The sequence below is a fragment of the Exiguobacterium flavidum genome, assembly GCF_003344535.1.
In the GTDB taxonomy this organism is placed as follows: Bacteria; Bacillota; Bacilli; order Exiguobacteriales; family Exiguobacteriaceae; genus Exiguobacterium_A; species Exiguobacterium_A flavidum.
In genome coordinates this window covers 103,853-129,326 of sequence record NZ_QPKS01000006.1, presented here as the reverse complement: position 1 = coordinate 129,326, position 25,474 = coordinate 103,853, and the positions used below count along the sequence as shown (strand labels likewise).

Sequence of the window (25,474 nt, the reverse complement as noted above, 5' to 3'; positions counted from 1 at the left end):
GATGAAGACGAAGACGAAAGCCAATTTTTTGACACTTGAAATGTTCGAGACGATTGAGATCATCGAATTGATCGACCGGGCCATCGAACTGAAACATGGAGCAAGAGCGATGGATTTGTCAGACATGACGGTCGCGAACCTGTTCTTCGAGAACTCGACCCGGACGAAGTGCTCGTTCCAGATGGCGGAGCACCGGCTTCGCATGAAGGAAATCCCGTTCGACGTCTCCACCTCCTCCGTCCAGAAGGGGGAGACGCTCGCGGACACTTGCCGGACACTCGAGGCGATCGGGGTCGACATGCTCGTCGTCCGCCACGGGGAGACCGGTTACTATGAACAACTGCAGAACGAATTGAACATTCCGCTCATCAACGGGGGAGATGGAAGCGGTCAACATCCATCCCAATCGCTGCTCGACCTGATGACGATCCGCGAGACGTTCGGGCAGTTCACCGGGCTGACCGTCGCGATCTGCGGAGACCTCGCTCACAGCCGGGTGGCGCGTTCGAACGTCGATGCGCTGAAACGACTCGGGGCACGGGTGGTCGGTTCAGGTCCGGTCGACTGGGCCGATCCGACGCTCGGTATCGAGCATGTCGGTATCGATGACGCAGTCGAAGCGGACGTCTTGATGCTGCTTCGCGTCCAGCACGAGCGCCACGACGGAACGATGGCGTTCGATCCGGGTGACTATCACGCGGCCCACGGCTTGACGATCGCGCGCTACGGCAAGCTGAAGGATCACGCCATCGTCATGCACCCGGCACCGATCAACCGCGGGGTCGAGATCGCAAGCGAACTCGTCGAGTATCCGAAGTCCCGCATCTTCGAACAGATGACGAACGGTGTCTACGCACGGATGGCGATTCTTGAGCGGGCGATGAGAATGAAAAAAGAGATGGAAATGGGGACGAGCAGATGAAGACGAGATTGAAGGATGCAAAGTGGTTCGATGGGAACACGTTCAAGGAGTCGGACATTCGAATCGAGGACGGCATCATCACGTCGCTCGACGCAAAACCTGAGGAATCCGATGAGGTCATCGAGGCGGGATCATTCCTGACGTTGCCGGGATTCGTCGATGTCCATGTCCACCTCCGCGAGCCGGGCGGCGAGCAGAAGGAGACGATCAAGACGGGAACGGAGGCAGCTGCAGCAGGAGGATTCACGACCGTCTGCGCGATGCCGAACACGCGCCCTGTCCCGGACGACCGGGAGACACTCGATGCGCTCTTCGCAAAGATCGAGGAGACGGCGGCAGTCCGGGTTTTGCCTTACGCGGCGATTTCGAAAAATCAGCTCGGAACCGAACTCGTCGCGTTTGACAAGCTGAAGGATGCCTTCGCCTTCACCGATGACGGCGTCGGTGTGCAGAGTGCGCACATGATGCGGGAGGCGATGCGCGCAGCGAAGAAACTCGACAAAGCGATCGTGGCGCACTGTGAGGACAATACGTTGAAGGAAGGATGCGTACACGAAGGCGCGTACAGTGAGCGGAACGGGCTGAAAGGGATCCCGTCCCTCGCCGAGAGCGTCCAGATCGCACGCGACGTCCTGATCGCGGAAGAGACAGGGTGTCATTATCATGTCTGCCACGTCTCGACGAAGGAGTCGGTCCGCGTCATCCGCGACGCGAAGCGGGCGGGCATCCGCGTCACGGCGGAAGTGACACCGCACCACCTCGTCCTGACCGAGGACGACATCAAAGGGATGGATCCGAATTTCAAGATGAATCCACCGCTTCGGAGCAAGGCTGACCGGGAGGCACTCCTTGAAGGACTGCTCGACGGGACGATCGACTGCATCGCGACCGACCACGCGCCGCATACCGCCGAGGAGAAAGCGCTCGGCATGGAGCGTGCACCTTTCGGCATAACAGGCTTCGAAACGGCGTTCCCGCTGCTCTATACGGAACTGGTCGAGAACGGGGAGGTGTCGCTCGCTCAGCTGATCAACCGGCTGACGATCGACCCGGCGAGCGTCTTCGGACTGCCTTACGGGCGGATCGAGGTCGGGGCGCAGGCTGACTTGACCCTCGTCGACACCGAGACGGTGCGAACGGTCGATCCGGCGCGCTTCCGCTCGAAGGGGAAGAACACGCCGTTTGGCGGATGGCAGCTGAAAGGCCATCCGGTCCTGACGCTCGTTGCCGGAAAAATCGCTTTCAAGGAGGAGAACTATGTCTAATCGTACACTCATACTCGAGGATGGAATGGTATTCGAAGGAAAGGCGTTCGGCGCATCACCAAGTGGTGTCGGGGAGGTCGTCTTCCAAACGGGGATGACAGGATACCAGGAGATGTTGTCCGACCCGTCCTATTGTGACCAGATGATCGTCCTGACGAACCCATTGATCGGCAACTACGGCGTGAATCGGGACGATTACGAGACGACGCGTCCGCTCGCGAAGGCCCTGATCGTCCGCGAAGTGTGCGAGACGCCATCGAACTTCCGCTCGACGAAGGCGCTGCCTGAAGCGCTCGACGAACTCGGCATTCCCGGACTGTCCGGGATCGATACCCGGATGCTGACGCGGCACCTGCGCTCAAGAGGCGTCATGCGCGGCATGCTCGTCGACGGAGAATTCGTCCTTGAGGAAGTACTCGAAACAATTGTGGCGACGCCAGAGCGGCGCGACCAGGTCGAGCGGGCCTCGACGAAGAGCGCGGTCATCATCCCGGGCGAAGGACCGCGGATCGTCCTCGTCGATTTCGGCGCGAAGCTCGGCATCACCCGCGAGCTCGTCAGACGGGGATGTGAGGTCGTCATCGTACCGCATGACGCGACAGCGAAGGACGTCTTGCGGCACGAGCCGAACGGTGTCATGCTGTCGAACGGACCGGGGGACCCGAAGGACGTCCCGTCCGCTTTGACGCTCATTCAAGAGTTGTCTTCGAAAGTACCGATCTTCGGCATCTGTCTCGGACACCAGCTGATCGCGCTGGCGCATGGCGCCGATACGTTCAAGCTCCCATTTGGACACAGGGGTGCGAATCACCCGGTCAAGGACATCCGGACGGGCAAGGTGAGCATCACGTCGCAGAACCATGGATATGCGGTCGATGAGACGTCGCTGCCCGGTAAGTCGCTTGAGGTGACGCATATCGCGATCAATGACGGAACAGTCGAAGGAATCAAACACTCCACGCTGCCGATCTTCTCGGTCCAGTATCATCCGGAGGCTTCACCAGGGCCGACGGACGCGAACGATCTGTTCGATGAATTCATGACTTTGACTCACACAGGAGGTAACGTATGACTAAGCGACAGGATATCCAGAAGATTCTCGTGATCGGGTCCGGCCCGATCGTCATCGGCCAAGCAGCGGAATTCGATTATGCAGGGACTCAGGCATGCCACGCCTTGAAAGAGGAAGGGTACGAAGTCATCCTCGTCAACTCGAATCCGGCGACGATCATGACGGACCCGACCGTCGCGGACCGTGTCTACGTCGAACCGCTCCAAGCTGAATTCGTCTCGCAGATCATCCGCAAGGAACGGCCGGACGCGCTTCTCGCGACGCTTGGCGGACAGACGGGACTCAATCTCGCGGTCGAACTCGACCGGCTCGGTGTCTTGAAGGAATACGGTGTCGAACTGCTCGGGACGAAGCTTTCCGCGATCGAGGAGGCGGAGGACCGGGATTTATTCCGAAAACTGATGTACCGGCTCGGTCACGCGGTGCCGGAGAGCGAAATCGTCCATTCACTTGAAGAGGCGGAACGATTCGAGGAGCGAATCGGATTGCCGATCATCATCCGCCCGGCTTACACGCTCGGCGGAACGGGCGGCGGAATCGCGGAAACGCCGGAGGATTTCCGGCGGATCGTCGAAGGCGGTCTCAAAGCGAGCCCGGTCAGTCAGGTGTTGCTCGAGAAATCGATCGCGGGCATGAAGGAGGTCGAATATGAGGTGATGCGGGATGCATCGGATCAGGCGATCATCGTCTGCGCGATGGAGAACTTCGACCCGGTCGGTGTCCATACCGGGGACTCGATCGTCTTCGCGCCGACACAGACGCTGTCGGACCGTGACTATCAGATGCTCCGCAACGTCTCGCTCGACATCATCCGGGCGCTCGGGATCGAAGGCGGCTGCAACATCCAGTTCGCGCTCGACCCGGACAGCTTCCAGTACTACGTCATCGAGGTCAATCCGCGTGTCTCGCGTTCGTCAGCGCTCGCCTCGAAGGCGACCGGCTACCCGATCGCGAAGCTCGCTGCGAAGATCGCCGTCGGCTACTCCTTGTCAGAGCTGAAGAACCCGATCACCGAGACGAGCTATGCCTCGTTCGAACCGGCGCTCGACTATGTCGTCGCGAAGATTCCGCGCTTCCCGTTCGACAAGTTCGAGACGGCGGACCGGACGCTCGGCACGCAGATGAAGGCGACTGGCGAGGTGATGGCCATCGGACGGACACTCGAGGAGGCACTGCTGAAGGCGGTACGATCGCTCGAAATCGGTACGCATGATCTTTACATGCCGACATTCGCCTCGCTCGACGCTCCATTGCTCGAAGAAAAAGTGAAGACGCCGACCGACGAGCGGCTGTTTGCCCTCTACGCCGCCTTGATGAGAGGGTACACGGTCGAAAGACTCCATGAGATGACCGGGATCGACCGCTTCTTCCTCGAGAAGCTCGCGAACATCCATCGGCTCGAGCAGAAAGTCGAGAGTCAGGAAGTGAGCTTGCTCGAATTGAAACGCTTCGGCTTCAGCGATGTGATGATCGCCCGGATCAGCGGGACGACGGCTGACGAAATCGAACGGCAGCGTCTCGAGCAGGGAATCCGTCCTGTCTACAAGATGGTCGACACGTGCGCAGCCGAGTTCGCGTCGGACACTCCTTACTATTACGGGACATATGAGACGGAGAACGAGGCCGTCAAGACGGAACGCCAGTCGATCCTCGTCCTCGGTTCAGGACCGATCCGGATCGGGCAAGGCGTCGAGTTCGACTATGCGACGGTCCACTCGATCCAGGCGATCCGGGAGGCGGGGTACGAAGCGATCATCGTCAACAATAATCCGGAGACGGTATCGACCGACTTCTCCGTGTCCGACCGGCTCTACTTCGAACCGCTGACGACGGAGGATGTCATGGAGGTCATCCGTAACGAACAGCCGATCGGCGTGATCGTCCAGTTCGGCGGGCAGACGGCGATCAACCTCGCGGCGTCACTCGAAGCGAGGGGCGTAAAAATTCTCGGGACGTCGCTTGACGACCTCGACCGGGCGGAAGACCGGAAACAATTCGAGGCGGCACTGAACGATCTTCAGATTCCGCAACCCCCGGGTCAGACGGCCGTCACGGTCGGCGAAGCGCTCGAGGCCGCAAGCCGGCTCGGCTACCCCGTACTCGTCCGGCCATCCTATGTCCTGGGGGGACGCGCGATGGAAATCGTCTACAGTGACGAAGAACTCGAACATTACATGAAGCACGCGGTCATCGCCTCTCCGGAGCGACCGGTCCTCGTCGACCGGTACCTGACCGGAATGGAACTCGAGGTCGACGCGATCTGCGACGGGACGGACGTCGTCATTCCGGGCATCATGGAACACATCGAACGGGCCGGCGTCCATTCAGGAGATTCGATCGGCGTCTACCCGCCGCAACGGGTCCCGGAAGACATCAAGTCGCTCATCGCAGACTATACGACACGGATCGCGAAGGCCTTCCGGATCAAGGGTCTGCTCAACATCCAGTTCGTCTATGCGGACGGCTCCTTGTATGTCCTCGAGGTCAACCCGCGCGCGAGCCGGACGGTACCGTTCATCTCGAAGGTGACAGGTTTACCTGTCGCGCGGCTCGCGACGAACATCATCCTAGGCGAGACGCTTGCCTCGTACGGACTTGAGAGCGGCGTTCTGCCTGAGAGCGAGATCGTCTCGGTCAAAGTACCCGTCTTCTCCTTCGCGAAGCTCAAGGAAGTCGATCCGTCGCTCGGACCTGAGATGAAGTCGACCGGGGAAGTGATCGGGACGGACCGGACGCTCGAGAAGGCGCTCTATAAAGGGCTGCTCGCTTCCGGGATGGCGATTCCAAGGCACGGCAGCGTTCTGTTGACGGTCGCGGACGGCGATAAGGAAGAAGTATTGCGACTTGCGATGCGATTCGCGACGCTCGGATTCCGTCTGCTCGCGACGCAAGGAACTAAGGACGTACTCGCCGCTGCCGGACTGACTGTCCAGACTGTCGGGAAGATCGGTGAGGCGGACTCGATGCTCGGGTGCATCGAGAGCGCGGAAGTCGAGTACGTCATCAATACGATGAGCCGCGATTCACGCGCGACTAAGGACGGGTTCATCATCCGGCGCGCAGCAGCAGAGAACAACGTCGTCTGCCTGACGTCGCTCGACACGGCGGAAGCACTCCTGCGTGTCATCGAGAGCCTATCGTTCGAAGCGAACTCGATTCCGGCATTCTCGCACATGAAGAAGGCGGTGATCCGGTGATCCAGCAGTTGACCATTCTTTCGAACCGGAAGATCGCGAAAGGGGCGACGGAGCTCGTCTGCCGGCTGCCGGAGCGGCAGGAAATCGCACCCGGACGCTTCATGCACTTGAAGGTCGGTCCGTTGCTCAGACGGCCGATCTCGATCGCGGACGCTGGGGACGATGAGATCACCTTCCTCTTCAAGGAGGTCGGGAAAGGGACGGGAGAATTGAGCGGCTTGCAACCAGGCATGACGCTTGACGCACTCGGTCCGCTCGGGAACGGATTCCCTGTCGATTCGGTCGACGAGGCGGACCATGTCCTCCTCGTTGGGGGAGGGATCGGCGTACCGCCGCTCTACTATGCGATGCGCAAGCTCGTCGAACGAGGCGTGCGCTGCAGCGCGGTGCTCGGTTTCGATACCGGGGAGAGCGTCTTCTACGAGGACGCGTTCCGGGCACTCGGACCGACGACCGTCACGACGGTCGACGGGACGGCAGGAACGAAAGGTTTCGTCACGGCAGCGATCGAGACGGAAGGGGTCGACGTCCTGTTCGCGTGCGGACCTGAAGCGATGCTCCGTTCCGTTCAGCACCTCGATATCAAGGAACGGTACATCTCGATCGAGAACCGGATGGGGTGCGGGATCGGGGCCTGCTTCGCCTGCGTCTGTGCGTCGCCGTCAGGATATGTCAAGACGTGCACGGACGGTCCGGTATTCCGGGCAGAGGAGGTCATCCTATGAATCGTCTGAACGTTGAATTGCCCGGGCTGTCGCTGAAGAACCCGATCATGCCGGCTTCCGGATGCTTCGGTTTCGGAGAAGAGTTCGCCGGGCTGTATGACCTGTCTGTACTTGGCGGAATCATGATCAAGGCAGCGACGCGAGACGAGCGTTTCGGAAACAAGACGCCGCGTGTCGCAGAGAGCGGGATGGGGATGTTGAACGCGATCGGTCTCCAAAACCCGGGGGTCGAGGCGATCCTCGGAGAGAAGTTGCCGTTCCTTTCGAACTACGATACGGAAATCATCGCGAACGTCGCTGGATCTACACCTGAAGAATATGTCGAAGTCGCGCGAATGATCAGTGCAAGTCCGGTCGTCAAGGCGCTCGAGCTCAATATCTCGTGTCCGAACGTCAAATGCGGCGGTCTTCAGTTCGGGACGGATCCGGTGATGGCGTCAGAACTGACGCGCCGGGTCAAGGCTGTGTCCGAGAAGCCGGTCTATGTCAAATTGTCACCGAACGTCACTTCGATCGTCGAGATGGCGACAGCCGTCGAGGCGGCCGGGGCAGACGGGCTGACGATGATCAACACGCTGATTGGGATGCGGATCGACGTCCGGACGGGACAGCCGATCCTCGCGAACCGGATCGGCGGGCTGTCCGGCCCATCGATCAAACCGGTCGCCGTCCGGATGATTCACGATGTCTCACGCGAGGTCGACATCCCGATCATCGGGATGGGAGGCGTGATGGAGGTGGACGACGTCCTCGAGATGATCTACGCGGGGGCTTCGGCCGTCGCTGTCGGAACGGCGAACTTCGTCAATCCCTACATCTGCAAGGAAATCATCGAAGCGCTTCCGGGGCGGATGGATGAGCTCGGAATCGAACACATCATGGACATCAGGGGGAGAGCACATGGACATCTACATCGCGCTTGATTTTCAGGACAGAACAGAGGTCGAGTCGTTTCTTGCGAAGTTCGGCGACGAAAAGCCGGCCGTGAAGGTCGGGATGGAGCTCTACTACAAGGAGGGAGCGGCATTCGTCCGCGAGCTTTCGGAAAAAGGACATGAGGTCTTCCTTGATTTGAAGGTCCATGATATCCCGGAAACGGCAAGGCGGACGATGCGCGTGATCGGGTCGCTCGGTGTCGCCCTGACGAACGTCCATGCAACAGGCGGAACTGAAATGATGCGTGCCGCGAAGCAGGGGCTCGAGGAAGCTGGTGCGCGGACGAAGCTGATCGCAGTCACCCAGCTGACGTCGAGCACGCAATCGACGCTCACGGAGCTGATGATCGACGCAGGCATGCACGAAGTCATCACAGCCTATGCGAAGCAGGCGAAGCTGGCGGGACTCGACGGCGTCGTTTGCTCGGCGCTCGACGCAAAAATCGTCCATGAAGCGTGCGGGGAGGACTTCTTGATCGTCACGCCCGGCATCCGGATGACCGGAGACGCAGCAGACGATCAGAAGCGGATCGCGACACCTGCGATCGCCCGTAAGAACGGAGCGAAAACCCTCGTCGTCGGCCGACCGATCACACGTGCACTCGATCCGGTCGAAGCCTACAGCGCTATCATGAAAGAATGGGAGGTAAACGTTTGATGAAGACACTCGCGAAACAATTGCTTGAAATCGGGGCGGTCAGCCTGTCACCGAACGAGCCGTATACTTGGGCGAGCGGGCTCCGCTCCCCGATCTATTGTGATAACCGCTTGACGCTGTCCTATCCGGAAGTGAGAGGCATGATCGCGGACCGCTTGGCGGAACGAATCAGACTGCTTGAGGCAGACATCGTCGCGGGGACGGCGACAGCGGGCATCCCGCACGCCGCGTTCGTCGCTGAACGACTCGGCCTGCCGATGGTCTACGTCAGAGGCAGCGCGAAGAAGCACGGCAAAGGCAATCAGATCGAAGGCAGGATCAAGCCGGGAGACAAGGTCGTCGTCATCGAGGACCTGCTGTCGACAGGAAACTCTGCCCTCGACGCCGTCTCTGCATTGCGGGGGGCGGGAGCTGTCGTCGTCTCGATCGAGGCAATCTTCTCATACGGGATGACAAGGCTGTTTGAGAATCTGAAAGAAGCCGAAGTCGGAGCGAATGCTCTGCTGACGTTCGACGAACTGATCGCAGAGGCGCTTGCTGAAGGCGATCTGACGGACGAGCAACATCATTCGCTCGCGGAATGGGCGGATGACCCGGCAGCATGGAGTGAACGGTTTTTGACGAAGAAATAAGTGACGGGTCCTATACGACAAGTGCTGTCGGAAGGGGCCCGTTTTTGCTACACTGAAATCATAAAAGAGGAGGGAATCATGTGGAAAGATTGCCAGCGCTTGAAGCGGCAGCGCGTTTGATCGAAGAGCAGTTCCCGATGTGCAGCGGAGCACTTCTCGCCGGAAGTGTCGTTCGGGGGGAGGCGACCGCGACGTCGGATCTCGACCTCGTCATATTCGAGGAAGGTCTGTCTGACTCGTACCGCTCTTCCATCCGTTTCGACGGGTGGGACGTCGAGCTTTTTGTACATAATTTGGAGAGTTATACTGCATTTTTCAAGAGCGACACGGAGCGAGCCAAGCCGTCACTGGCACGGATGATCACGGAGGGATGGGTCATTCGGGACAGCGAGGCGCTACACCGGATCAAGGCGGAGGCGACGCTCGTCCTGAGTGCCGGTCCCCCGAGATGGACGGACGAGATGCTTACGCAAAAAAGATATATCGTAAGTGATCTGCTCGAGGATTTCATCGGGACGCAACGCCGTTCGGAAGGACTGTTCGTCGCAAGCGACCTGATGTGGCATGCGGGCGAATTCATCCTGCGTGCGAACGGCCAGTGGACCGGATCCTCGAAATGGATGGAGCGTGCGCTTCGGGCATATTCGTCTGAGCTCGCGGATCGCTTTACAGGTGCATTCGATCGTTTCTATACGGCGGGAGAAAAGGATCAGGTGATCGGACTGGTCGACGACCTTCTCCTGCCGTTCGGCGGCAGATTGTTTGAGGGCTACTCCATCGGAAAGGGTGCTGAACGTGACGCTGACTCATTATCGTGATTATGATCAATTCAAGGAAATCGCCATCAAGATCCTGGCGCGGAAGCCGGCGATGCATCAACTCGCGCTCGGCGTGCTCGAACGGGGAGATGAACCGCTTCTCATGGCGATCGCCGAGGAAGGAGAGGCGCGTCTGGTCATCCTGCAGACGATCGAGGAGCAGGCGATCCTTGCTGGCGAGCCGTTGTCGAGGGAAGGGATGCGAAAGCTCTCCCGCATGCTCGACTTGAACGGATACGTCGGAGAACATGCGGTCGTCGAACCGATCATCGAACCGTATTCGAAATACGAGCTCCATATGGATCAGGGCATCTATGCCCTGACTGCAGTCATTCCACCTCAGCCGGTCGATCATGAATTTCGACTGATCGATACAGAAGCCGTCGAGCAGGCCATCCAGTTCGGCTGGGCGTTCATCGAGGAGACCGACGTCCTCCCGCTGACGGTGCGCAGCCGTCTGCAAAACGAGCAGTCGATTCGGAGGCATGTCGAGGACGGAACGCTTTACGGTCTGTTCGACGGCCCTCGGCTCGTCGCGATGACTTCGGTCGGACGGCCGACGAAGTTCGGCGTCACCGTCTCCTATGTGTACACGCCGCCTGGACAACGAGGAAAGGGACTCGCGTCCTTCCTCGTCGCGGCGGTCTCGGAGGAGATGCTGAAGAAAGGCTTCCCGCTCGTCTCCCTTTATACGGACTGGAAGAATCCGACGTCGAACAAAATCTATCAGGCGATTGGATATGAACTCATCGGACGTTCGTCTCAATACCGGAAGAAAGAACGATATCGCTGATGCAGCAAAAAAATCTGCCCTTCATTAAGAAGGAGCAGATTTTTTTGTTTCTGTTTCAGAATGTCACGATCAACTTGCCGCGAACGTGCCTGCCCTGTACTTGTTTCAATCCTTCAGCGAGACGTTCAGCCGGAAGGACTTCTGCGATCAGCGGATCAAGCGCATCGTCCGCGACGAGTTCCATCAATCGCTCCGCCATCCGCGCGAGATTCCGGATCGCCGTCTCGTCTTTAGAGGCATGTGCCGCACCGAGTGCGACCTCATGGATCGACGGGGCGAGGGTGAACGGTTTGACGACAGAGGTATCCGGTCCGCCGGCGATGAAGGCGAGCTGACCGGAGAAGGCGAGACGGCCGAGATCGGCAGTCGCCTCGTCACGTCCGACGGTATTGAGGATCAGGTCGACACCGCGTCCATCTGTCCATTCACGGACGCGTTCAGTGACATCCTCTTTCGAATAGTCGATTGCGAGATCGGCTCCGAGCTTCTTCACATAGTCGTGGTTTGCGGCTGAGGCTGTCGTCGCGACGCGCAGACCGAGCCGTTTTGCGAGTTGAATCGCGAAACCGCCGACACCGCCGGCACCGGCGTGGATCAGGATCGTCTCCTTGTCCGTCGTGTTCAACTCCTGAATGACGGCCTGATACGCCGTCATGCCGGCACAGAGTATGGCTGACGCTTCTTCGAACGAGACGGCGTCAGGAATGCGTCCAGCAGCTCTTGCGTCGACGACGGCGTACTCGGCGAATGCACCGTCGCGTGCGAGGTACGCATGGACAGCGACACGGTCGCCGATCTGGAAGCCGGTGTCGGGAGAGGCCAGTTCGACCGTACCTGCGAGATCGACGCCAGGGACATGGGGATAGTGCCAGGCAGGATTGCCGTTCGCAGTCACTTTGTAGTCGACCGGATTGAGGGCGACCGCTTGAACGCGGACGAGCAGCTCGCCTGCTTGAGCTGACGGCCGTTCGAGCTCCCCGAACTGCCAGCTTTCGATTGGGCCAGGTGAATTGATATACCATGCTTTCATGGTTTAATACGCTCCTTCCGAATAGGTCAGTTCATATCCGTGTGAGTAGATTTCGACGAGGTTTCCGAACGGATCCTCACAATATACCATCCGGTAAGGCTTGTCTCCCGGATAATATTCGCGGATCGGCATTCGCTGTTTTCCGCCGTGCGACTTGATTTTCTCGACGAGTCCTTCGATGTCCGGATCCTGGACGCAGTAGTGGAAGATGCCTGTCTTCCAGTACTCGAAGTTATTTTCCGGGCGCACGTTGTTCGGGAATTCGAACAACTCGATCCCGATCCGGTCCCCGGTCGACAGATGGGCGATCCGGAACGTCTCGAGCGAATCACCGAACACGTCGCGGCACATGACTCCGATCGGGGAGTCGTCGAGCGCGACGTCGCTCGGTTCCATGATCGTATACCAGCCCATCACCTCTGTGTAGAAGGTGATGGCCTCTTCTAGATTCGGTACTGATAGCCCGATATGGGAAAAGCTGCGCGGATAAGTCATGTTGATCGTCTCCTTTTGCATTTGATTTCAAAAATCAGTCTAACTTGTTGTATGATGCGGGTGGAAGTACGCACTTTAAAGTAACGGAGGAAAACTGATATGGATACGAAGGAATTTCCCGTCAACCGGACGCTCGAAGTCATCGGCGGAAAATGGCGTCCACAAGTCTATTGCACACTCGAGGACGGAGCTAAACGTTTTTCAGAGATCGAGCGCGCGATTTCCGGGATCAACCGGAAGGTGTTGACCGATCAGTTGCGCGAACTCGAACGGCTCGGCATCGTCAGGCGCACCGTCTTCCCCGGGACGACTCCGCACGTCGAATATGAGCTGACGGCCGAGGGTGAGACGCTGCAGCCCCTCATGAAAGGTTTATGCGCCTGGGGCGACGGGAAATGTTGAGGGAATGATCCTTAAATAAGGAGGAAATCAGATGAAACTGACGTACCATGGACAATCGACGGTCGCGATCGAAACGAACGGCACGCATCTCCTGATCGACCCGTTCTTCAGCGGAAACGATCTTGTGAAAGTGAAGGCAGATGAGGTGGCGGCAGATTATATCCTGCTGACGCATGCGCATGCTGACCATATGCTCGACGCCGAGGCGATCGCGAAGCGTACCGGGGCGACGATCATCGCGACGCACGAGCTCTCTTCTTACTTAGGTAACAAAGGGCTGTCGACGCACGGGATGAATCTCGGCGGACAGTTCGAGTTCCCGTTCGGCAAGGTGAAGATGACGATCGCTTTCCATTCCTCAAGCATCGATGTCGACGGCAGCTTCACGTACATGGGCATGCCGGCCGGATTCCTGCTTATGCTCGAAGGCAAGACGATCTATCACGCAGGGGATACGGCGTTGTTCGGCGACATGGCCCTTTACGGGACGTATCATGACATCGACGTCGCCTTCCTGCCGATCGGTGACAACTATACGATGGGACCGGACGACGCGCTGATCGCTGCCGACATGCTCCAGGCCGAGAAGGTCGTGCCGATTCATTACGATACGTTCCCGCTCATCAAGCAGGATCCGCAATCCTTCTGTGAACGCCTCAAGTCTCAGGAACAGACGGGGATTCCGCTAGCCATTGGCGAGTCATTCGAAATATGATCAAGTGAAAAACGTCCTCCGGGCGTTTTTTTCGTTCTCGCGCCCGATTCGTTCATCTGTAATCTTCCCTATACTTCAAATGAGTGAAGTTGACAGAATACGATGACTGGCGAAATAATGGAGAACGGAAATGGACGGAGGGATGCAGATGGAAGACGCGATGAGCCGGAAGGAGCGGAAGCGGCCGAAAAATCGATTGAAGAGGCGCATGGGACGCGTGCCGGTGCCGAAAATCAAGCAGCGGGAACCGATGAGACGACCGGCCTACCTTTACGGCGGGGTGGTCACCGTGCTCATACTGTTATTTCTCGGGATGCTGTTCTTCAGCACGACGCTGCTTTCGCGAGGCGAGTCTTACACGACGACAGATCGGTACCGCACACTTGGTATTGACGTGCCGAACGGTGATGTCACGTTCGTACGCAGCACTGACGGGAATGTCCAGGTCAAGCTCGTCGACAGTGCTTCTTCCGGAAAACGCCTGAAGGTGATGAGTTCCGGGGACGGACTGACGGTCACGGGAAGAGACGGAATGACCGCCCGGTTCGGAAGCAGGGCGAGTACGGAACCAGGAAGATATTCCGTTCAAATCGGGCTGCCGAGCTACATGACAAAAGTCAACGTCACCTCAGAAGGCGTCAAAGGTCAAGGGCTGTACGCGAAGAAAGTCGGCATCGAGGCGTCCCGTATCGATATGGGCAAACTGGATGGTGACACACTCGACATACGAGGTGACGTCGTGACGATCGATAGACTCGACGCGGTCAGGGCGACGGTTTTCGGAACGAAAGTCGAACTGACGGACTTCACGGCGAAAATCTCGCTCGATGTCGAGACGATCGATGGACCGATCGTGCTCGAGCCGACGAAATCCGCCGGTTCCGTTACTGTGAAAACAGGCGGAGAAGTGAATACGAACAGTCGGTATACGAAGGATACGACCGAGCAGGAGCAGCTCGTCTATGAACTGTCGAAACAAGAAAAACCGGAAATCAAGGTGACGAGTGAGGTCGGTGAGGTGACATTGAAATGATGCCGCGTCTGAAAGTGGGACTGAGGACGATCAAGACCGGAATCGCTGTAGCTGTCGCGCTTGGCATCTCTTGGTATGTTGTTGGGATTTATTCAGGGATCGGGGCCGTCGCAGCGATCGTCGCGATGCAACCGACCATCCATCGTTCGTTCAAGATGGTCATCAACCGGATTCTCGGAACGATCCTTGGACTAGTCTGCGGACTGATGGTCGTTGCAGCCTTAGGGGCGAATCCGCTGACGATCGGCCTCGCCGTCATCGTCGCGCTCGCCTTCAATACGCTGATCGGCAAGACGGATATGTCGACGTTCGCCGGTTTTGCGATCGTTCTCATGTTCGAGAGCCCGACGAACGATTATGTACATTATGCGCTGACCCGTTCGCTTTTGACGGTCATAGGCGTTCTTTCCGCTGTAGCCGTCAACTACGTCTTCTTCCCGCCGCATTATGAAGAACGGCTGATGCTGCTCGTCAAGAAGACGACGGAGCGCCTGATGCAGGACTGGCGCTCATTGATCAAGGATGATGCTGCATTGCTCGAAGTCCGCAAACAGGTGCTCAAGCATGAAGAGATGGTATTGATGCTGCAGGAGGACGAGAAGTATCCGCTTGTCGCGAGCGGACAGAGCGAGGCTTTCATCGACTTGCGCCGTCTCGTCGCGCTTGAGGATAAGCTGTTGCTGTTGCTCGAGAGTCTCGCGAGCCATCGGGAGGAGGCGTTGTCGCCTGAACGGCAGAGGGAGTTCGAACAGGAAATCGATTTCCTGCTCGCCCATCACTACGATGTCATCTACTCGAAGAATCGTGGGGGATCCCTCTTCGACCTTCAGCACGAGGAACAGCCTGTCGCTGAAATCATCCAGGGACATCTGCTCGACTACAGGGAGCAACTCGAAAAAATGAAATAAGCCAAACAAACGCAGCCCGCTGAGGCTGCGTTTGTTTGTGATCTTCGATTTCAGGTCAGTCTTTTTTGAGTCGCTGGACGAGATCGGCGTCCGGTTTGACATAGACGGTCGTCTGATCCGTATAGATGACGAAGCCAGGTTTTGCGCCACTCGGCTTTTTGACGTACCGGGCTTCCGTGAAGTCGACAGGTACCTGGCTCGACGACCGTGCCTTCGAGAAATAGGCGGCAACGGTCGCAGCTTCGAGCAAGGTCGTCTCATCCGGTGCGTCGTGCTGGATGATGACGTGCGAACCCGGAATGTCTTTCGTGTGGAGCCACGTATCGGAACGGCGGGCGAACTTGAAAGTCGCAAAGTCGTTCTGTTTGTTGTTCTTCCCGACGGAAAACGGGATACCGGTCGAGGAGACATATGCCTCGAGGACGGGCGTCGTCGGTTTTTTCTTCTTTTTCGAACGTTCGCGCAGATAGCCGCCCTCGACGAGTTCGTCACGCATCTCCTGGATATCCTTCGGTGAGGCGACGTCTAGCTGGGAGAGCAACGTCTCGAAGTACTGGATTTCCGCTTCGTTCTTCTCAATCTGTTTCGCGACCTCGATCTTCGCCGTCTTCAGCTTGTTGTAGCGCTTGTAGTAGCGCTGGGCGTTCTCGTTCGGAGAGAAGCGGGGGTCGAGTTGGATCGTGATTTCTCCGCCGTCCTCATCGTAGTAATCGACGACACTTGCCTCCTTCATCCCGCGTGTGAGCTGATAGGAATAGGTCGTCAACAGTTCGCCCTTATGGCGCAGTTCGTCGGCCTTTTCCGTCGCTTCGAGATCACGCATCAGCTTCGTGTGCTTCAGCTTGTTCTTCTCATATTCGCTCTTGATAAATCGTTCGAGGTCGGCCGCCTGTTGTTTGACGCGGTCCCGGTTCGCCTTCTCATGGAAGAAGGCATCGAGCAGCTTGCCGCTCGTCGCATATTCCCTCGACTCAGTGACGTCTTCCGAGGTCAGGCGGACCGGTGCGAAACGCTCTTTCCCGTTCGCGAGCCGCTGCAGCTGATATGGTCCTGAGAGCTCGTCGAGAACTTCTGAGAGTGATTGCTTGATGCTCGTCCGGTTCGCGAGTTTCGCGCGATGGACGACTTCCTCGGCAACCTGCGGCGAGATTCCGCTGAAGATCCCGAGCAGCTGCCGGTCGATTTTGCCTGCATTCCAGTCGATCCGTGACAGCGCCTGGTCGATGTCTCCGGTCAGCGGATCGACTTTGTCCGGTTGCGGGGGAAGCTGATAGGTCATTCCCGGCATGATCGTCCGGTAGGTGTTCTGGCTGAGCGGTAAATGCTTGATCGCATCGAGTATCCGGTCCTGCCCGTCAGTCAGGATGATGTTCGAATGGCGACCCATCAATTCGATGTAGAGCTTCTTCGCTTCCTCGTCTCCGAGCTCGTTGCGGGAGCGGATTCGGAACAGGACGATCCGGTCGCGCCCGAGCTGCTCGATCGATTCGATGAATCCGCCTTCGAGATGTTTCCTGAGCATCATGCAGAACATCGGCGGTTCACTCGGGTTGTTCGTCGTCTCCTCCGTCAGATGAAGACGGGCATACATCGCGTTCGCAGAAGCGAGGAGCGTGACATTTTTTCGCTCCGAGCGTACGCTCATCGTCAGGTCGAGCGTATATGGTTGGTGGATCTTATTGATCCGGCCGCCGACGAGCGTCTGAAGCTCACCGACGACACGTGTCGTCATTAAACCATCGAAAGCCATGTGCTTCACTTCCTTCTATACTGATTTCCCAACTCTAACGGTAACAGATAGAGCGAGAATATGGTATGATTAAGCAGTCGATTTGAAATGACCACTTGCGAAATTCCGAACGTTACTGCTAATATGAAACAATGTGAAGTTCGTTAGATGGAGGGGTTCTGGAGTGATTTTCAAAGAACGTGGTTTACTGCTCGTTTTATCAGGTCCGAGTGGCGTCGGGAAGGGTACGGTCTGCCGTGCACTTCGTGAGGACGTCGACAACGACCTGCATTATTCTGTTTCGTGCACGACTCGCTCACCGCGTGAAGGTGAGATCGATGGCGTACACTATTTTTTCAAGACGCGTGAAGAGTTCGAACTGATGATCGAACGAAACGAATTGCTCGAACATGCAGAGTTCGTCGGCAATTACTATGGTACGCCTGTCGCCTGGGTCAACCAGATGCTTGACGAAGGCAAGGATGTCATCCTTGAGATCGAGGTCCAGGGTGCGATGCAGGTCAAGGAACATTTCCCGGAAGCCGTTTTCCTGTTCCTCGCACCGCCGAGCCTGCAAGAGCTCCGCAACCGCCTCGTCGGACGCGGGACGGAATCAGAGGAAGTCATCAAACAGCGCCTTCTCGTCGCAAAAGAAGAGATCGATATGATGGACGCATATGATTACGTCGTCACGAACGACGAGATCAAGAAGGCATGTGACCGTATCCAAGCAATCGTCACAGCTGAACACTGCAGTCGGGAGCGCGTCGCTTCCTTATATAAAAAAGCCATGGAGGTCAAATAACATGTTATATCCATCAGTAGACGAGCTTCAGAAGAAGATTCCTTCGAAATACACGATCGTGACGGTAGCAGCGAAACGCGCACGCCAGATCCAAGACGGGAAACGCGTCAAGGTTGCAAATCCGAGATCGTTCAAACCGGTAGGTAAGGCGCTAGAAGAGCTTTACTTCGGAGACGTGATCGTCGTCAATCAGCCGCAAGACTAAACAAGAAGCAGCCACTCTCTATTGTGGCTGTTTTTTTTCAATGAGGGGGAGCCTTACATGTTGAATGGTCGTAACATCCTACTGTGCGTCACCGGAGGAATCGCTTCCTACAAAGCGGCCGCGCTTGCGTCGAAACTCGTACAGGCGGGCGCAGAAGTGCAAGTCGCGATGACTAAAAGCGCAGAGCGGTTCGTCGGCAAGGCGACATTCGCCGCGCTGACACGTAAAGCGGTCTATGATGACGTGTTCATCGAACATGACGCGTCGAAAATCGCGCATATCGACCTCGCGGACGAGGCCGATCTAATCGTCGTCGCACCGGCGACCGCGAACACGATCGCAAAGCTCGCAAGCGGAATCGCAGACGATTTCATCACGACGACGATCCTGGCCGCGACATGTCCTATCGTCGTCTGTCCGGCGATGAACGTCAACATGCTTGATCACCCGGCGACGAAGCGGAACATCGAACAGCTGAAGCAGGACGGGGTGAAGATCATCGCACCGGGCATCGGCAATCTCGCCTGTGGATGGGTCGGGAAAGGGCGCTTGCCGGAACCGGAAGAGCTCGTGCTGACGATCGAGGGACTGTTCGCAGACAAGCTGCTCAGCGGGAGAAACGTCCTGGTCAGCGCCGGACCGACGATCGAGCGGATCGATCCCGTCCGTTATATGACGAATGATTCGTCAGGCAAGATGGGCATCGCGCTCGCAGAAGCCGCACGTGATCTCGGGGCGGACGTGACGCTCGTGCATGGACCAGTCAGCATACCGCTTCCGTCAGGCGTGACGGCTGTCGCGGTCGAGTCGGGAGAAGAGATGCTCCAAGCGATCTTGAAACGTTACGCGAATCAGGACATCGTCGTCAAGGCGGCGGCTGTCGCCGATTATCGTCCGAAGGTCCGCTATGAGCAGAAACAAAAGAAAATCAACGGGGCACTTGAAATCGAACTCGAAGAGACGACCGACATCCTGAAGACGCTCGGTGAAGCGAAGACGAACCAAATCCTCGTCGGTTTCGCTGCCGAGACGGAACAGCTCGAGACACATTCGCTCGCGAAGCTTGCGAAGAAAAAGGCGGACTTCATCGTCGCGAACGACGTCTCGGATATGTCGATCGGTTTCGGGAGCGACCAGAACGCCGTCACCGTCTTCGGACAAGACGGCTTCTCCCGGGATTTTCCGGCGCAAGACAAGACGAAGCTCGCCCGTGAGCTGATGACGCTGTTCGCAGAGGCGCTCCGATGATTGCCGAAGTCATCGTCGACGTGCCTGCAGCGACCGTCGACCGGCCTTTTGATTACCTCATACCGGACATGTGGCAGGACCTCGTCGTTCCGGGCATGCGTGTCGAGGTGCCGTTCGGACCGCGCGCCTTGCTCGGCGTCGTCATCGGTACGAAGGAATCGACTGAGCTCGAACGGATCAAGCCGATCATCCGCCTGCTTGATGAGGAACCGACGTTCACGCATGAACTGATCGAGCTGTCGGGCTTTCTTGCCGACACGACGTTATGTTACCGGGCGACGGCACTCCTCGCCATGCTCCCGGCCGCACTCAAGGTGAGCTATGACAAGGAAGTCGACGCGCCGCAACATGCGCAGTGGGACCGAAAACGAATCAGCCAGTTTCCTCCGGAGACGCAAAAAAGAATTCTCGAGCTCGCGAAGAACGGGGCGCTCCGTCTGAAACCGGTCGTCAAAGAGAAGAAGACGGCGAAGCGCGATAAGATCGTCCGGTTGCGGGACGCCTCGATCCCGCTTGCGGCGAACGCGACGAAGCAGCACGAACTCCGGGATTTCGTCCGCGAAAGAACTGAAGTACTTTGGAGCGAGGTGCTCCGGACGTTCGACGTGACGGCAAGTGTCCTTACGACACTCGAGAAGAAAGGGATCGTCGAAGTCGAAGAGGTCGAGATCGGCCGTGATCCGTATGCGCACCTGACGCAGGACGTCTTCGTGCCGGCTTCCTTGACGAGCGGGCAGCAGCAGGCGGTCGATGCGATCACTGCGGACGAGCAAGCCTCTACGTTCCTGCTCCACGGGGTCACCGGGAGCGGAAAGACGGAGGTCTATCTCGAGTCGATCCACTCGGTGCTCGAGCGCGGACGCCAGGCGATCTTGCTCGTACCGGAGATCAGTCTGACACCGATGATGGTGAAGCGTTTCAAGAAGAGATTCGGCGAGCGCGTCGCTGTCATGCACAGCGGCCTCTCGCTCGGTGAGAAGTATGACGAGTGGCGGAAGATCGCTGAAGGAGCAGTCGACGTCGTCGTCGGGGCACGTTCAGCGATCTTCGCCCCCTTGACTGACATCGGTCTGATCATCTTGGACGAAGAACACGAGACGACCTATAAGCAGGAAGAGAACCCGCGCTATCAGACGCGGGACGTAGCAGCCTGGCGGGCCGCCTATCACGGGGCTCCTGTCGTCCTCGGAAGCGCGACGCCGCTGCTTGAGACGTACGCGCGCGCGATGAAAGGCGTCTATCGTTATCTGCCGCTCAAGGAACGTTTCGGCGGCGAGCTGCCCCCGGTCGACATCGTCGACATGCGAAAGGAACTCGCAAGCGGGAACCGGACACCGTTCAGCCGCCCGCTGATCGAGGCGATCAAGCAGCGGATCGACAAAGGGGAGCAGACGGTCTTGCTCCTGAACCGCAGGGGATACACGACGTTCGTCCTCTGCCGCGATTGCGGCGAGACACTCCAGTGTCCGCACTGTGCGGTCAACCTGACGTATCACCAGCACGGAGACCGCCTGAAATGTCACTACTGCGGATTCGAAGCGGCAATGCCGAAAACCTGTCCGAACTGTTCTTCGAAAAAAATTCGCCAGTTCGGGACAGGGACGCAGAAAATCGAAGAGGAGCTCGCGCATCTCATCCCGGAAGCCCGGATCATCCGGATGGATCAGGATACGACGTCACGCAAAGGGGCCCACGAGACGCTGCTCGACCGTTTTGAACGGGGGGAGGGCAACATACTCCTCGGGACGCAGATGATCGCGAAGGGGCTCGATTTTCCGAACGTGACACTCGTCGGGGTGCTCGCCGCCGATGCGACGCTCGGCATCCCGGATTTCCGCGCGAGCGAGCGGACGTTCCAGCTGATCACGCAAGTATCGGGGCGTGCAGGGCGCGGACAGCTGGCAGGACAATCGATCGTCCAGACGTACAACCCGGAGCACTATGTCATCCAGACTGCGAAGCGGCACGATTTCGAGGCGTTCTACAAGCGCGAGATGCAGCTCAGGAAACTCGGTGGTCATCCGCCGTTCTGGTTCCTCGCCCTGATCACCTTGTCCTCTGAAAGTCCGCTCGAGGCGGAGAGTGAAGGTCGCCTGATCGCAGGGGAACTCGGTGTCCTCGAGGACGAATCGGTCGTCGTGAACGGACCCTTCCCGGCTCCGCTCGCCCGGTTGAAAAACCAATACCGTTACCAAGTGATCGTCAAACATAAAGGTCAGCGCGATGTCCATGACGCGTTGAAGCGGGTGCTCGCTGACCGAATCAAACAAAAAGTTCAAGTCGCGGTGGATGTGAATCCATTCGTATTCATGTGAGGTGGCATTATGTATAAAGTTGTTGAAGTACCAAATGAAATCCTTCGTACTAAGTGTGAGAAGGTGACGAAGTTCGATAAGAAGCTCGGAAAGATGATCGATCGGATGTTCGATACGATGTACGAATATGATGGCGTCGGTCTCGCCGCGCCGCAGGTCAACCTGAACCTGCGAGTCGCCGTCGTGCATACGGACGACGAGACAGGCCCGCTCGAGCTGATCAACCCGGAAATCGTCGAGGCGAACGGTGCTGAAATCGACGACGAAGGATGCTTGAGCATGCCTGGCGTCTTCGGACCGGTCGAACGGTACGAATCGATCACCGTCAAGAGCCGGGATCGCCTCGGACGGGCTGTGACGACGAAGGCGAACGGATTCTTCGCCCGGGCGATCCAGCACGAGATCGATCACCTTGACGGGATCCTTTTCACGGATAAGCTCGCAGAGACGACTGCTGAAGCTCCGAAGGATGTTCGCGTCGTCTTCATGGGGACGCCGGATTTCGCGGCGAGTACGCTTGAGCGCGTGATCGAGGCAGGATATGACGTCGTCGGTGTCGTCTCACAACCTGATAAGCCGGTCGGGCGAAAACGGGAGATCAAACCGACACCGGTCAAGGCCGTCGCGCTCGCGCACGGCATCCCGGTCATCCAGCCGATCAAGATCCGGACGGACTACGAGGAGTTGCTCGCGATGAAGCCGGACTTGATCATCACGGCTGCCTATGGTCAGATCGTGCCGACGGCCGTCCTTGATGCGCCGAAGCATGGTGCGATCAACGTCCATGCGTCCCTTTTGCCGAAATACCGGGGCGGCGCGCCGATCCATCAGGCGATCATCGACGGAGAGAAGGAGACGGGCGTGACGATCATGTATATGGTCGACAAGCTCGACGCCGGCGACATGCTGTCGAAGGTCGTCGTCCCGATCGAAGAGAAGGATACGGTCGGCAGCCTGTTCGAGAAACTGAGTGTCGCAGGCGCAGACCTGCTGCTCGAGACGATTCCGCCACTCGTCCAGGGTGACTTGACACCGGTCGCTCAGAACGAAGAGGAAGCGACGTTCGCACCGAATATCAGCCGTGAACGTGAAATCCTCGATTTCACGCGCCCTGGTGAGGATCTCTACAACCAAATCCGCGGCATGAACCCGTTCCCTAGCAGCTATACGACGCTTGAAGGGGCACGTCTGAAAGTGTTCTTCGCTGAAAAGGTCGAAGGAAACGGCACACCGGGAGAAATCATCCGGCTTGAAGAAGACGGTCCGGTCATCGCGACAGGTTCACACGTTGCGCTCAAGCTCGTCGATCTGCAACCGGCAGGCAAGAAACGGATGGATGGTCAGACGTTCATGCGCGGAGTCGGTCAGGCACTTACACTTGGAATGAAAGTCGGGGTGGAATCATGAACGTACGCGACGCTGCACTGACGACCTTGCTCAAAATCGGTAATAGTGGTGCATTCTCGACCATCACGGTCAACCATATGCTGAAAAAAGGATTGCTCAAGGAGGCCGATGTCGGTCTCTATACGGAACTCGTCTACGGCACGCTCAGCCGGGAACTGACGCTCGATCATATTCTCGAACCGTTCCTCGCTTCGCAAAAGAAGCTTGATCCGTGGATGAGACCACTGCTCCGGATGAGCGTCTATCAGTTGTTCTATCTCGATCGCATCCCGGATCATGCGGTCATCAACGAAGCGGTCGAAATCGCGAAGAAGCGCGGAAAGCCCCACGTGGCGAAAGTCGTCAACGGCGTCCTCCGGAACGTCGTTCGAAAAGGACGGCCGGACTTCGCGGCGATCGAACCTGCGTCGCGCCGCATCAGCATCGAGACGAGTCATCCGGAATGGCTCGTAGGGCGCTGGATTGATCAGCTCGGAGTGGAAGAGACGGAGAAGATGTGCCGCCTGAACAATACGCCGGCTCCGGTGACGCTTCGCGTCAACAAAACCCGTGTCTCCGTCGATGAGGCCATCGGATCTCTGCACGAGCAGGGAGTCGAGGCCGCAGTGTCGAACATCGTACCGGAAGGAATCGAGATCACGAACGGCGCGGTCCAAAAAACGGATCTGCTCGAGCGCGGAATCGTCTCGCTCCAGGACGAGAGTTCGATGCTCGTCGCATACGCCCTCGGAGCGAACGGCAAGGAACGAGTTCTCGACAGTTGTGCCGCACCGGGCGGAAAGGCGATGCATATCGCAGAAGGCCTGATCGAGGGACAGCTTGAGGCGCTCGATCTGCATCCGCACAAAGTGAAGCTGCTAGAGGCGCAGGCGCAGAGACTCGGTCTTGAGAACGTTCATGCTGAGGCGCTTGACGCACGGAAGGCGGGAGAGAAGTTCCCTCCTGAGACATTCGATCGCATCCTCGTCGACGCACCGTGTTCTGGACTCGGTGTCATCCGGAGAAAGCCGGATATCAAGTGGACGAAACGGCCGGAGGATCTCGTCAGTCTGCCGAAAGTCCAGCGGGAAATCCTGACGTCTGTCCTGCCGCTCGTCAAGAAAGGCGGTACGCTCGTCTACTCGACGTGTACGATTGACCACGAAGAGAACGAAGGGCAGACGGAGTTCATCCTGAGCCAAGGATTCATCTTCGATGAGACGTTCAAGGAGCGGATGCCGGAATCGGTGCGGCATCTGATCGGTGACCGCGCAGAGCTGAAGCTTTTGCCGACGACGCTCGGCACGGACGGATTCTACATCGCGGCCTTCAAAAGAGTTGACTGAATCCTTCAGGTCGTTCGGTCATCTCTGCTATCTCTAAAATGGATCGCATACCAGGGACCGGTGCACCTCGAAGCGCCGGACCATCAAGAAACGGGGTAACCATTCATGGAACTAGCTTACCGGACCACGACAGGCAAGGTCCGCTCGCAAAACGAAGATACGGTCTTCTTGATCGGTGACGAATTGAAAGGGATCGCACTCGTTGCCGACGGGATGGGCGGGCATGCGGCCGGAGAAAAAGCGAGCCAAATCGTCTATGACATCTTCTCGAACCGTTATGAAGAGATGCCGACACGGCCGGACACGATGTCCGACTGGGTGCGCAGGCGTATCGAACAGGCGAACCGGGAAATTCTCGAGTACGCGAAGCGGGAAGAACTGGCTGTCGTCGGCACGACGATCGCATGTGCATGCTGGGCGGGCGACGTCTTGTTGATCGCCCATGTCGGGGACAGCCGTGTCTATGCAATCGCAAACGGGAAACTGAAGCAATTGACGGTTGATCATTCCTACGTCAACATGCTCAAGCAGATGGGCGAATTGTCAGAGGAGGAAGTAAGGCACCATCCTCGAAGAAATTTGATCACGCGGTCGGTCGGATCGAGCGAGACGGTCGAAGTCGACGTACAGGTCCGCGAGGCGCCGGACTACGACCTCCTGCTCGTCTGCAGCGACGGATTGACGGATCAGGTGACGAACGAACGAATCGAGGAGCTGCTCGGTGCGGATGAGCCGCTCGAGCAGATCGTCGACCACTTGGTCAAGGAAGCGGAAGAACAGGGAACGGATAACATCACAGTCGCGGCTGTCCGTTTCCTGGATAGAAAGAAGGGCTGAGAT

General features: G+C 57.8%; 24 protein-coding genes and 1 pseudogene. 22 read left to right on the top strand and 3 right to left on the bottom strand.

Going from position 1 to position 25,474, the window contains the following annotated elements:
* The first annotated feature begins 1 nt into the window (after position 1).
* From DFG60_RS07575 to DFG60_RS07530, 10 genes are all read left to right on the top strand, one after another.
* Positions 2-922, top strand: a complete 921-nt coding sequence (locus DFG60_RS07575; protein ID WP_114571238.1) for an aspartate carbamoyltransferase catalytic subunit — start codon at positions 2-4, stop codon at positions 920-922.
* Positions 919-2,187 (top strand): dihydroorotase, encoded by a 1,269-nt coding sequence (locus DFG60_RS07570; RefSeq protein ID WP_114571146.1) that lies wholly within the window; start codon positions 919-921, stop codon positions 2,185-2,187. Before DFG60_RS07575 ends, DFG60_RS07570 begins: the two co-directional genes overlap by 4 nt.
* Positions 2,180-3,259, top strand: coding sequence for a carbamoyl phosphate synthase small subunit (locus tag DFG60_RS07565; protein ID WP_114571145.1), 1,080 nt, complete (start codon positions 2,180-2,182; stop codon positions 3,257-3,259). The genes DFG60_RS07570 and DFG60_RS07565 overlap by 8 nt, the downstream gene beginning before the upstream one ends.
* Positions 3,256-6,456: a carbamoyl-phosphate synthase large subunit gene (gene carB, locus DFG60_RS07560; RefSeq protein ID WP_114571144.1), complete on the top strand. Its 3,201-nt coding sequence runs from the start codon at positions 3,256-3,258 to the stop codon at positions 6,454-6,456. The genes DFG60_RS07565 and carB overlap by 4 nt, the downstream gene beginning before the upstream one ends.
* Positions 6,453-7,181: a dihydroorotate dehydrogenase electron transfer subunit gene (locus DFG60_RS07555; protein ID WP_114571143.1), complete on the top strand. Its 729-nt coding sequence runs from the start codon at positions 6,453-6,455 to the stop codon at positions 7,179-7,181. The genes carB and DFG60_RS07555 overlap by 4 nt, the downstream gene beginning before the upstream one ends.
* Positions 7,178-8,104, top strand: coding sequence for a dihydroorotate dehydrogenase (locus DFG60_RS07550; protein WP_114571142.1), 927 nt, complete (start codon positions 7,178-7,180; stop codon positions 8,102-8,104). Before DFG60_RS07555 ends, DFG60_RS07550 begins: the two co-directional genes overlap by 4 nt.
* Positions 8,082-8,774, top strand: a complete 693-nt coding sequence (gene pyrF / locus DFG60_RS07545) for an orotidine-5'-phosphate decarboxylase (protein WP_114571141.1) — start codon at positions 8,082-8,084, stop codon at positions 8,772-8,774. Before DFG60_RS07550 ends, pyrF begins: the two co-directional genes overlap by 23 nt.
* On the top strand, positions 8,774-9,406 hold the full coding sequence (gene pyrE, locus DFG60_RS07540) for an orotate phosphoribosyltransferase (protein ID WP_114571140.1): 633 nt from the start codon (positions 8,774-8,776) through the stop codon (positions 9,404-9,406). The genes pyrF and pyrE overlap by 1 nt, the downstream gene beginning before the upstream one ends.
* A gap of 80 nt (positions 9,407-9,486) precedes the next feature.
* Positions 9,487-10,224, top strand: a complete 738-nt coding sequence (locus DFG60_RS07535; RefSeq protein ID WP_114571139.1) for a nucleotidyltransferase domain-containing protein — start codon at positions 9,487-9,489, stop codon at positions 10,222-10,224.
* A complete protein-coding gene (locus tag DFG60_RS07530; protein ID WP_232818662.1) occupies positions 10,202-11,017 on the top strand; it encodes a GNAT family N-acetyltransferase in 816 nt (271 codons plus the stop codon). Before DFG60_RS07535 ends, DFG60_RS07530 begins: the two co-directional genes overlap by 23 nt.
* A 55-nt stretch (positions 11,018-11,072) precedes the next feature.
* Here DFG60_RS07530 and DFG60_RS07525 read toward each other — a convergent pair whose 3' ends face one another.
* Positions 11,073-12,047 (bottom strand): zinc-binding dehydrogenase, encoded by a 975-nt coding sequence (locus tag DFG60_RS07525; RefSeq protein ID WP_114571138.1) that lies wholly within the window; start codon positions 12,045-12,047, stop codon positions 11,073-11,075.
* Between the two features lie 3 nt (positions 12,048-12,050).
* Positions 12,051-12,542: a lactoylglutathione lyase family protein gene (locus DFG60_RS07520; protein ID WP_114571137.1), complete on the bottom strand. Its 492-nt coding sequence runs from the start codon at positions 12,540-12,542 to the stop codon at positions 12,051-12,053.
* A gap of 99 nt (positions 12,543-12,641) precedes the next feature.
* Between DFG60_RS07520 and DFG60_RS07515 the strand changes: the two genes are divergently transcribed.
* The 4 genes from DFG60_RS07515 (at position 12,642) to DFG60_RS07500 (ending at position 15,600) form a co-directional block, all read left to right on the top strand.
* Positions 12,642-12,944 (top strand): winged helix-turn-helix transcriptional regulator, encoded by a 303-nt coding sequence (locus DFG60_RS07515; protein ID WP_114571136.1) that lies wholly within the window; start codon positions 12,642-12,644, stop codon positions 12,942-12,944.
* Positions 12,945-12,975: 31 nt separating this feature from the next.
* Positions 12,976-13,659: a metal-dependent hydrolase gene (locus DFG60_RS07510; protein ID WP_114571135.1), complete on the top strand. Its 684-nt coding sequence runs from the start codon at positions 12,976-12,978 to the stop codon at positions 13,657-13,659.
* Positions 13,660-13,807: 148 nt separating this feature from the next.
* Positions 13,808-14,692: a hypothetical protein gene (locus tag DFG60_RS07505; RefSeq protein ID WP_114571236.1), complete on the top strand. Its 885-nt coding sequence runs from the start codon at positions 13,808-13,810 to the stop codon at positions 14,690-14,692.
* Positions 14,689-15,600 carry an FUSC family protein gene (locus DFG60_RS07500; RefSeq protein WP_114571134.1) on the top strand — a complete coding sequence of 304 codons (912 nt, stop codon included), beginning with the start codon at positions 14,689-14,691 and terminating at the stop codon, positions 15,598-15,600. The genes DFG60_RS07505 and DFG60_RS07500 overlap by 4 nt, the downstream gene beginning before the upstream one ends.
* Positions 15,601-15,655: 55 nt before the next feature.
* On the opposite strand, the gene DFG60_RS07495 is transcribed toward DFG60_RS07500, so the two are convergent.
* Positions 15,656-17,350 carry an Rqc2 family fibronectin-binding protein gene (locus DFG60_RS07495; protein WP_114571133.1) on the bottom strand — a complete coding sequence of 565 codons (1,695 nt, stop codon included), beginning with the start codon at positions 17,348-17,350 and terminating at the stop codon, positions 15,656-15,658.
* A gap of 163 nt (positions 17,351-17,513) precedes the next feature.
* On the opposite strand from DFG60_RS07495, the gene gmk reads away from it, so the two are divergent.
* From gmk to DFG60_RS07460, 8 genes and pseudogenes are all read left to right on the top strand, one after another.
* Positions 17,514-18,134: a guanylate kinase gene (gene gmk / locus DFG60_RS07490; RefSeq protein ID WP_114571132.1), complete on the top strand. Its 621-nt coding sequence runs from the start codon at positions 17,514-17,516 to the stop codon at positions 18,132-18,134.
* A gap of 1 nt (position 18,135) precedes the next feature.
* Complete coding sequence (gene rpoZ / locus DFG60_RS07485; RefSeq protein ID WP_114571131.1) at positions 18,136-18,339, top strand: DNA-directed RNA polymerase subunit omega; 204 nt, start codon at positions 18,136-18,138, stop codon at positions 18,337-18,339.
* 57 nt (positions 18,340-18,396) lie between these two features.
* Positions 18,397-19,587 (top strand): bifunctional phosphopantothenoylcysteine decarboxylase/phosphopantothenate--cysteine ligase CoaBC, encoded by a 1,191-nt coding sequence (gene coaBC / locus DFG60_RS07480; protein WP_114571130.1) that lies wholly within the window; start codon positions 18,397-18,399, stop codon positions 19,585-19,587.
* Positions 19,584-21,902, top strand: a complete 2,319-nt coding sequence (gene priA / locus DFG60_RS07475; RefSeq protein ID WP_114571129.1) for a primosomal protein N' — start codon at positions 19,584-19,586, stop codon at positions 21,900-21,902. Before coaBC ends, priA begins: the two co-directional genes overlap by 4 nt.
* A gap of 9 nt (positions 21,903-21,911) precedes the next feature.
* Positions 21,912-22,310: pseudogene (def, locus tag DFG60_RS13830) on the top strand (peptide deformylase); the annotation flags it as partial.
* Positions 22,311-22,388: 78 nt separating this feature from the next.
* Positions 22,389-23,309, top strand: coding sequence for a methionyl-tRNA formyltransferase (gene fmt / locus DFG60_RS07470; protein ID WP_332871685.1), 921 nt, complete (start codon positions 22,389-22,391; stop codon positions 23,307-23,309).
* Positions 23,306-24,634 (top strand): 16S rRNA (cytosine(967)-C(5))-methyltransferase RsmB, encoded by a 1,329-nt coding sequence (gene rsmB / locus DFG60_RS07465; protein ID WP_114571127.1) that lies wholly within the window; start codon positions 23,306-23,308, stop codon positions 24,632-24,634. Before fmt ends, rsmB begins: the two co-directional genes overlap by 4 nt.
* A gap of 105 nt (positions 24,635-24,739) precedes the next feature.
* A complete protein-coding gene (locus tag DFG60_RS07460; protein WP_114571126.1) occupies positions 24,740-25,471 on the top strand; it encodes a Stp1/IreP family PP2C-type Ser/Thr phosphatase in 732 nt (243 codons plus the stop codon).
* The last annotated feature ends 3 nt before the right edge of the window (positions 25,472-25,474 follow it).

Coding starts and splice junctions, on each gene's coding strand:
- DFG60_RS07550 (WP_114571142.1), top strand. CDS start 7,178: ATGAATCGTCTGAACGTTGAATTGCCCGGGCTGTCGCTGAAGAACCCG.
- DFG60_RS07565 (WP_114571145.1), top strand. CDS start 2,180: ATGTCTAATCGTACACTCATACTCGAGGATGGAATGGTATTCGAAGGA.
- DFG60_RS07525 (WP_114571138.1), bottom strand. CDS start 12,047: ATGAAAGCATGGTATATCAATTCACCTGGCCCAATCGAAAGCTGGCAG.
- rpoZ (WP_114571131.1), top strand. CDS start 18,136: ATGTTATATCCATCAGTAGACGAGCTTCAGAAGAAGATTCCTTCGAAA.
- DFG60_RS07510 (WP_114571135.1), top strand. CDS start 12,976: ATGAAACTGACGTACCATGGACAATCGACGGTCGCGATCGAAACGAAC.
- fmt (WP_332871685.1), top strand. CDS start 22,389: ATGGGGACGCCGGATTTCGCGGCGAGTACGCTTGAGCGCGTGATCGAG.
- pyrE (WP_114571140.1), top strand. CDS start 8,774: ATGAAGACACTCGCGAAACAATTGCTTGAAATCGGGGCGGTCAGCCTG.
- coaBC (WP_114571130.1), top strand. CDS start 18,397: ATGTTGAATGGTCGTAACATCCTACTGTGCGTCACCGGAGGAATCGCT.
- DFG60_RS07460 (WP_114571126.1), top strand. CDS start 24,740: ATGGAACTAGCTTACCGGACCACGACAGGCAAGGTCCGCTCGCAAAAC.
- DFG60_RS07495 (WP_114571133.1), bottom strand. CDS start 17,350: ATGGCTTTCGATGGTTTAATGACGACACGTGTCGTCGGTGAGCTTCAG.
- carB (WP_114571144.1), top strand. CDS start 3,256: ATGACTAAGCGACAGGATATCCAGAAGATTCTCGTGATCGGGTCCGGC.
- pyrF (WP_114571141.1), top strand. CDS start 8,082: ATGGACATCTACATCGCGCTTGATTTTCAGGACAGAACAGAGGTCGAG.
- DFG60_RS07505 (WP_114571236.1), top strand. CDS start 13,808: ATGGAAGACGCGATGAGCCGGAAGGAGCGGAAGCGGCCGAAAAATCGA.
- DFG60_RS07515 (WP_114571136.1), top strand. CDS start 12,642: ATGGATACGAAGGAATTTCCCGTCAACCGGACGCTCGAAGTCATCGGC.
- DFG60_RS07520 (WP_114571137.1), bottom strand. CDS start 12,542: ATGACTTATCCGCGCAGCTTTTCCCATATCGGGCTATCAGTACCGAAT.
- DFG60_RS07575 (WP_114571238.1), top strand. CDS start 2: ATGAAGACGAAGACGAAAGCCAATTTTTTGACACTTGAAATGTTCGAG.
- priA (WP_114571129.1), top strand. CDS start 19,584: ATGATTGCCGAAGTCATCGTCGACGTGCCTGCAGCGACCGTCGACCGG.
- DFG60_RS07570 (WP_114571146.1), top strand. CDS start 919: ATGAAGACGAGATTGAAGGATGCAAAGTGGTTCGATGGGAACACGTTC.
- DFG60_RS07500 (WP_114571134.1), top strand. CDS start 14,689: ATGATGCCGCGTCTGAAAGTGGGACTGAGGACGATCAAGACCGGAATC.
- rsmB (WP_114571127.1), top strand. CDS start 23,306: ATGAACGTACGCGACGCTGCACTGACGACCTTGCTCAAAATCGGTAAT.